Raw genomic sequence first — 6,677 nt, forward strand, 5'->3', positions numbered from 1 at the left:
TCGTGGATGTTCTGCAGGGAGACGAAATCCATGTAACCATAGAACTTATGGTTGGTAGGAAATAGGTTCTCGAAGGTGCCGTGCTTGTCGTCCCTCGGATCCGAGTCGCCTGATCCGTGGGAATACTCCAGGCCGATGCGAGGTGTTCCAAAGGATTCGGCGAAGGTGTATCCGCCTTGGAGGATATAAGCGTAGGCCAGATGTTCCTGGCTTCGCAGCGGCACTCCGACGCGAGTGTCGTTGAAGTGACCAAACTGCCCGATAAGATCCACGGTGTAGTCCCAGCTGCCAAACTGCCCTGGAGATGACTTGAGGCGCGCGCCTAACGTGTAGATATCCCGAGCGCTCGGCTGGGGAGCTTGCGGGGCGAGCTCGGCAAGAGCTGCTTTAGCGCTCGCGTTTCTCGCGAGAAAGTAGAAATCCAAGGAATGCTTCTGGATCAAAGGCGAGGTGGCACAGAATCCAGAGAAGTAATCGTAGTCATTGCTGACGTTGAACCGGGAATCTTCCGGGATCACCACCCGACTCGTAAAAAAGTCCGCGCCAAACCAGGCGTTCTGCCATCGCACTTTGGCGGCGTCGAACACTCGCCCGATGTTGTTCCAGGCAAAGGCTCCGACCACACGCTCCTCGCCATAGGACAATTCCTGCCTTCCGACCTTGAGCGAAAGCGGAAACTCCTTGTGATTGCCCAGGGTGACGTAGGCCTGGTGCAGATCGATACTGTCCGCCTCGGGGCCGCGTCCCTTATAGAGCACGGGAGAAGTCGATGCGAATCGGTCATCCTCCTGCACGAGGCTGCTGCGCCCTTCCACCAGCGCGCTCCACCATTGAGCGGAGTACCCCAGACGCAACCGGATGCGCTCCATGAGATAGGCGTTGTCCACGTCCGCGTTCTTGTTGCGAAAGTCCAGCGAGCCCGGAGCTCCGGCGATGCCGAAGTTGTCCTTCAACTCATATCGCATCCGGACCGACCCACCGATATCCCAAGCCGCCATGTAGGGGTCATCCTTACGCAACCATTCATTGATAAACCCTTGAAACGGCTTTGGCGGCGGGGGCGGCGCATATTGCGCCTGAAGCGACCCGCTGTGAGCAAAAGCAAGCGCTCCCAGCGCGATCGGTGCGAGATGACGTGTGCGATGGTTGTTCATGAATGGGGACTAGGTTGGGTTGGGATCTCGTCCACCTAGGCCTCTGGTCCGTCGGCCAGGCAGACGATGCGGTCGGATAGCAAAAACGCCTCAGCCACGTCGTGGGTGACCATGAGGGCAGGCTTCTGATCCCGTTTACAGAGTGTCGAAATCAAGCGGATTGACGAACTCGATAGGCACAGCCTTGGGCACCGAGCAAGATTGCTTGGGACGTGCGGTGGGCACGAAGCCCGGATCAACGAAGTCTCCCTTGCTGATGCGAACCCGGAAGATATCCGGCCCTTGCTCCAAATATTCCCAGCGAAACGTGCCGGTGTACTCGCAGGCGAACTGATAATAGAGCGGAACAGGATCGTGATCATTCACGAGGAGAATAGCCGCGCCCGGAGCTAGCTCCTCCCACATACCGAAAATCTTCGGATGCCGTTCGCGCGGCGGCATCGTTCGAACGTCAATCAAGTGTTCAGACACAGTAGCATTCATGGTGTGAATGCTAGCCTTGTTCCAGGCAGCAGGCCTTGACTGGGATCAAGCTTTCGATTTGAAGTTCGCGTGAAGACGGGTGATGCCCGGGTTTCACTCACCGAGGTTGCGACGCAGGAGGGCGGCGAGTTTAGCGGGGTTCAGAACACTGACGCTCCGGCCTTTGACCTCGATCAGGTTCTGTTCGCGGAACTTGGCTAGTGTGCGCGAGAAGGTTTCACTCACGGTGCCGAGTTCGGAGGCAAGGTCGCGTTTGGTCATGGTCAGCTCGATCTTCAAAGGCCTGTCGCTAGCGGGATTCGGGCAGCGCTTAAGCAGCCAGTTGGCGAGGCGGGTCTCGACATCCTTCAACGTGAGATCCTCCAACTGAGCCACGAGTATGCGCAAGTGCGAGCTCATCGAGGCAAGCATGCGCAGGGCGAGTTCCGGCTGCCGACGCAGGAGCGCGAGCATGCCGGCTTTGTCCACGAGCATCACCTGCGATTGCTCCAGCGCGCGGGCGTCGGCGGGGTAGCCCTTGTCCGTGGCAAGGGAGGCTTCAGCAAAGGATTCACCGGCGCGAAAGACGCGGATGACCTGCTCCTTGCCGACAGCGGTGACTCGATGAACATTGATGGCGCCGGTCTGGACGACGTAGAAGCCGCGGGACGGGTCGCCCTCATGAAACAGATAGCTGCCTTTGGGGACAGATTTAACCACGGTGATTTCGGCAAGGGTGTTCAGTTCAAGCGAAGACATGCCTGCGAAGAGCTGGCAGCTCCGAAGGGCGTTGGCCAGGGCGGTCTGCTTATGTTCGGCCAGCGAGGTGGTCATGGCTGGTGTGTTTAGTCACATTTTCGCCAGAAGTAAACAATCCAACTCCCTGCCTCCCCGTGTTCGACTTTCGATTCAAAGCCCTGGCTGCCAAGCAGCTCAATCAGCGGAGACGGCAGGAACGGCGCGATGACAATCAAACCTGCTCCAGCGGCAAGTTCTTGGACTCGCTTCAGGATGGCCGGCAGGGGTTCCTCCCCACGCTCCAGGAGGGTTCGAACATCGAGTCGCTTGAATTGGCTGATGGCTGGCATGCTCATGGGTGGAGGAGTCGATGGAGTTGTTTGACGGTTTCGTGTGGTGCCTGGTTGAGCCCGACCTGCTGATGAACCACCTCGCCGCCGGGGTTCAGAACCGTGAGGACGTTTGAATGCGCGAATTGGCCGCGGGCATCCTTCTTGAACTTCACGCCGAGGAGCGCGGCAAGTTCAAGCACGTCATCGGCCGTGCCGCGCAGAAGCGTCCAGTTCGCGGGCAGTTCATGAGTCTTTCGATACTCGGCCAGCACGAGTGGAGTATCACGGTCGGTGTCGAAGGAGACGAGCACGAAGCCGACCTTAGAACGTACGTCTTCCGGCAGCGCGGCTTGGATCTTCTTCATGTCGTGGACCAGAACGGGACAGGCGAACTCGCACTTGGCGAAGAACATGGTGACGACAAGCGGAGGCCCTCCCAGCGCGCCAAGTTTCAAATCCCTGCCCTGGTCGTTGGTCCAGGTGGAATCGAGCTGAAAAAGCGATTGATCCGACATGGGCTGGCCGGAGTCCACCGGCTTCAAGCAGCAGGAAGGTGTTTCAGAGACAGTCGAGCAGCCGGTCTGCAAGAAGGCGATCGCCAGCGATGCCAGCGTCAGGGTGATGATTCTCATTTGTCGTTGGGGTGGAGGCTCCGCGCACCGCGGAAGCCGAGGTTGTGAATGGTATAGCCCGCCTTGAGGCTGCTGCGAAAGCCGTAGCGCATGAAAGCAGGAAAATTGGAGGTGTCCTTCGCACCTTCTGATCCGCTGCCACAGAAGAGCTGACGGTCGAGGCCCGTGTCGCCACGTGCATCTCCAGTGACCATCGCGGTGTTGAAGTCTGCCACCCATTCCCAGGTGAGCCCGTGGAGATCATGAACGCCGAAGACATTCATGCGACCACGCCCGACAGGTGGGAGCAATTCCGGCGATGGCGTCGAATACCAGTGCCGTAACTGGCGCACGAACTCAGGATCCCTTTCACCATCGGTGCAGTTCGGGCTGGCTGCGGCGGCGTATTCCCATTCGGCGGTCGTCGGCAGGCGATTTCCCTTCCAGGCGCAGTAGGCTTTGGCAGCGAACCACGAGACGTGCGTGACTGGCGCATTAACCGGCGCGTTGGTGCCGGGATCGAGATCACCAGCCCAGCGTCTGAGGTATTCCGCGTCCGCGAAAATGCGTTTCACCTGCGATCGACGCCACTTGGGATGCACGCGGACGAACTCCAGATAGTCCCCGTTGGTGACCGGCAGTATATCCAGCCAGAACCGAGGGACGGGGACGTCCTTCGGATCTTTCTCTGCGCGAAACAACGGCGTGTAACGGCCGGCCGGCACCAGTGTCATGCCTGCCGGTGGAGTGTCTGCCGACCGCTGCTGTGCCTGGGCTGGCCCCGAGACCGCCATCACGGCGAGGAGCACGAGAGGCAACATAAGGGCGGTCTGGTGATTCATGACGGTGTCCTTACTCGAAGCTGTTCACAACCGGTGCCGGTGCCTCGCTGCGGATGCGGCGCACTTCTTCGGGCTTCACCGCGTCGCCAGAGTTGCCGAAGTTGTTCATCACGTAGGTCGCCACGTTCGCCACATCCTCGTCGGACAGGTAGTTCAGCGGGATCATTGTCCCATTATAGGTTTTGCCATTGACGACGACTTCGCCGGTCTGTCCGAAGAGGATGTTCCGCACGGCGCGCAACCTGTCCGCCATCATGTAATCCGACTTGGCCAAGGGCGGAATCTGCCCGGGGATGCCTTCCCCGTTCAACTGGTGGCAGACGAAACAGGTTTGCATGAACACGCCCTTGCCCTTCGCGATTTGGATTTCCTTGGTCAGTCCGGAGATTTTTGGGTCGGACTTGATTGCCTCCTTCATCTGCGCCTGGAGGGCGGCGACTTGCTTCTCCGCTTCCGAGCCTGCCTCTGCCTGGCGACCCAAATAGACTGCGTCCACTTCCTTGCCCGAATACACAATCAGGTTTTCGGGGCCGCTCACCTTCAGCATACCGAGCGCACCCTTGTTGAACGCGCGGAAGAGCGAGTGGTCTACTAGAATGTAGGTGCCCGGCACCTCGGTCTTGAACTCAACAATGGCCGATCCGCCCGCAGGGACCAGGGTGGTCTGCACCTGCTCCTGCGAGATTTTGATGCCGCCTTCGGCATAGACCTTGTCGAAGATTTCGCCAATGACGTGGAAGGAGGACACCAGGTTCGGCCCACCGTTGCCGACATAGAGGCGCACCGTTTCCCCGACGCTGGCGGTGATCGCTTTGTCGCCCACGAGCGCGCCGACGGAACCGTTGAATACCACGTAAGTGGGACGCTCATCCACGGCCTTGCTCTGGTCGAACATCTGCAAGCCTTCCTCGCCGTACTTGCCCGCCGTGTAAAAATCGCCCTGCATCAAGTAGTACTCCTTGTCCACCTTGGGCATACCGTCCTTCGGTTCCACGAGGATGAGTCCATACATGCCATTGGCGACATGCATGCCGACAGGCGCAGTGGCACAATGATAAACATAAAGGCCGGGATTGATCGCCTTGAAGGTGAATTGCGATTCGTGCCCCGGAGCTGTGAACGACGAGGCTGCACCGCCGCCCGGCCCGGTGACCGCGTGCAGGTCGATGTTGTGCGGCATTTTGCTCGAAGGATGATTGGCCAGGTGGAACTCCACCAAATCGCCTTCACGGATGCGGATGAAGCTTCCCGGCACATCGCCACCGAAGGTCCAGAACAGATACTCCACTCCGTCGGCCATCTTCTTCACCAGCTCCTTCACTTCGAGCCGCACGATGATCTTGGTGGCGTGCGAGCGCTTGATGGGTGGGGGCACGAAGGGAGGCTGAGTCAGGACCGCGTTTTCCTCCCCCTGAATCGTGGGATCAACCGCTTTGGGACCGGTTTTCTTCACTTCGGATTCAGCGGCCAGTGCCGCTCCGGTGATCCACATCGCGCAGAGCGTGATGACGATTCGGATGATTTGCGTTTTCTTTTTCATGATGGGTTGTCGGTTTTTTGGTCCGGCCCGTATTCCGCAGCATGGCGGGCACGGTTCCATGCTCACGGTTATCTTCGGTGGAAGCGCCCCGGACTTCTTTGACCGGGGTCATGTTTATCACCGTTTGGCCAAGATGACTGATCTTGATGCGGGTCAAGGCGGGGACACCCCAAGGCGTTCAGCCTCCGTCCATGAAGTTCGATTTTGACGACCGGCCGTTCATTGTGATCTGGGAGGTGACGCGCGCGTGCAGCCTCGCCTGCCGCCATTGCCGAGCCGAGGCGAACCTGACCCAGCACCCTCTGGAACTGAACACACCAGAGGCGTCGCGGTTCATCGAGCAAGTGGCACGCTGCCAACCCAAACTTTTCGTGATGACAGGCGGCGACCCCATTCGTCGACCCGATCTTCAAACGCTCATCCGTCACGCGACCGATTGCGGGCTGCGCGTGAGTTTGAGTCCCAGCGCGACGCCGGAGTTTGCGGCGGCGGACCTCAACGCGTTCAAGGCGGCGGGAGTCGAACGCATCTCGCTCAGTCTCGACGGCGCGAGCTGCGAGACGCACGACCGGTTTCGCGGCGTCGCAGGCACCTGGAACTGGACCATGGAAGCCATCGCCAACGCCGCGCTGGCTGGCATTCCCATCCAGATCAACACCACTTTCACCCGCCAGAACTTTTGCGAGTTCGACTCGTTCGTCCGCCTGCTCGATGAGATTCGGCCCGCGCTCTGGAGCGTCTTTCAACTGGTGCCGACTGGGCGGGGCAAGGTGGACGATCTGTTGACAGGAAAGCAGATGGAAGAATTGTTCGAACGGCTGGCTCGTCTGTCCCGCACTGCGCCCTACGACATCAAAACCACCGAAGGCCAGCACTACCGCCGCGTGGTCTTGCAACAAGCACACGGCGCGAAGCCTTCTGGAGCGCGCGCGCCGCTAGGTATCAACGACGGAAAGGGCTTCGTCTTCGTCTCGCACATTGGCAACATTCAGCCCAGC

At 59.4% G+C, this 6,677-nt stretch carries 9 protein-coding genes; 1 reads left to right on the forward strand and 8 read right to left on the reverse strand.

The window, feature by feature from the left end:
- The 8 genes from JNN07_09240 to JNN07_09275 all read right to left on the reverse strand — a co-directional run.
- The coding region (locus JNN07_09240; protein ID MBL9167911.1) for an alginate export family protein at positions 1–1,154 on the reverse strand (1,154 nt) is incomplete at its 3' end.
- Positions 1,155–1,289: 135 nt separating this feature from the next.
- Positions 1,290–1,637: a DUF2249 domain-containing protein gene (locus tag JNN07_09245; GenBank protein ID MBL9167912.1), complete on the reverse strand. Its 348-nt coding sequence runs from the start codon at positions 1,635–1,637 to the stop codon at positions 1,290–1,292.
- Between the two features lie 93 nt (positions 1,638–1,730).
- Positions 1,731–2,450 (reverse strand): Crp/Fnr family transcriptional regulator, encoded by a 720-nt coding sequence (locus JNN07_09250; GenBank protein MBL9167913.1) that lies wholly within the window; start codon positions 2,448–2,450, stop codon positions 1,731–1,733.
- A gap of 11 nt (positions 2,451–2,461) precedes the next feature.
- Positions 2,462–2,710 (reverse strand): DUF2249 domain-containing protein, encoded by a 249-nt coding sequence (locus tag JNN07_09255; GenBank protein MBL9167914.1) that lies wholly within the window; start codon positions 2,708–2,710, stop codon positions 2,462–2,464.
- Positions 2,707–3,318 carry an SCO family protein gene (locus JNN07_09260; GenBank protein MBL9167915.1) on the reverse strand — a complete coding sequence of 204 codons (612 nt, stop codon included), beginning with the start codon at positions 3,316–3,318 and terminating at the stop codon, positions 2,707–2,709. The genes JNN07_09255 and JNN07_09260 overlap by 4 nt, the downstream gene beginning before the upstream one ends.
- A complete protein-coding gene (locus JNN07_09265) occupies positions 3,315–4,139 on the reverse strand; it encodes a formylglycine-generating enzyme family protein (GenBank protein MBL9167916.1) in 825 nt (274 codons plus the stop codon). Before JNN07_09265 ends, JNN07_09260 begins: the two co-directional genes overlap by 4 nt.
- A 10-nt stretch (positions 4,140–4,149) precedes the next feature.
- On the reverse strand, positions 4,150–5,631 hold the full coding sequence (gene nirK, locus JNN07_09270) for a nitrite reductase, copper-containing (protein MBL9167917.1): 1,482 nt from the start codon (positions 5,629–5,631) through the stop codon (positions 4,150–4,152).
- Positions 5,600–5,836: a hypothetical protein gene (locus JNN07_09275; protein ID MBL9167918.1), complete on the reverse strand. Its 237-nt coding sequence runs from the start codon at positions 5,834–5,836 to the stop codon at positions 5,600–5,602. Before JNN07_09275 ends, nirK begins: the two co-directional genes overlap by 32 nt.
- 34 nt (positions 5,837–5,870) lie before the next feature.
- On the opposite strand from JNN07_09275, the gene JNN07_09280 reads away from it, so the two are divergent.
- Positions 5,871–6,677 (forward strand): radical SAM protein (locus tag JNN07_09280; protein ID MBL9167919.1); only part of this gene is annotated, 807 nt, incomplete at its 3' end.

This window comes from Verrucomicrobiales bacterium, assembly GCA_016793885.1.
Lineage (GTDB): Bacteria > Verrucomicrobiota > Verrucomicrobiia > Limisphaerales > UBA11320 > UBA11320.

Coding starts and splice junctions, on each gene's coding strand:
- JNN07_09245 (MBL9167912.1), bottom strand. CDS start 1,637: ATGAATGCTACTGTGTCTGAACACTTGATTGACGTTCGAACGATGCCG.
- JNN07_09250 (MBL9167913.1), bottom strand. CDS start 2,450: ATGACCACCTCGCTGGCCGAACATAAGCAGACCGCCCTGGCCAACGCC.
- JNN07_09255 (MBL9167914.1), bottom strand. CDS start 2,710: ATGAGCATGCCAGCCATCAGCCAATTCAAGCGACTCGATGTTCGAACC.
- JNN07_09260 (MBL9167915.1), bottom strand. CDS start 3,318: ATGAGAATCATCACCCTGACGCTGGCATCGCTGGCGATCGCCTTCTTG.
- JNN07_09265 (MBL9167916.1), bottom strand. CDS start 4,139: ATGAATCACCAGACCGCCCTTATGTTGCCTCTCGTGCTCCTCGCCGTG.
- nirK (MBL9167917.1), bottom strand. CDS start 5,631: ATGTGGATCACCGGAGCGGCACTGGCCGCTGAATCCGAAGTGAAGAAA.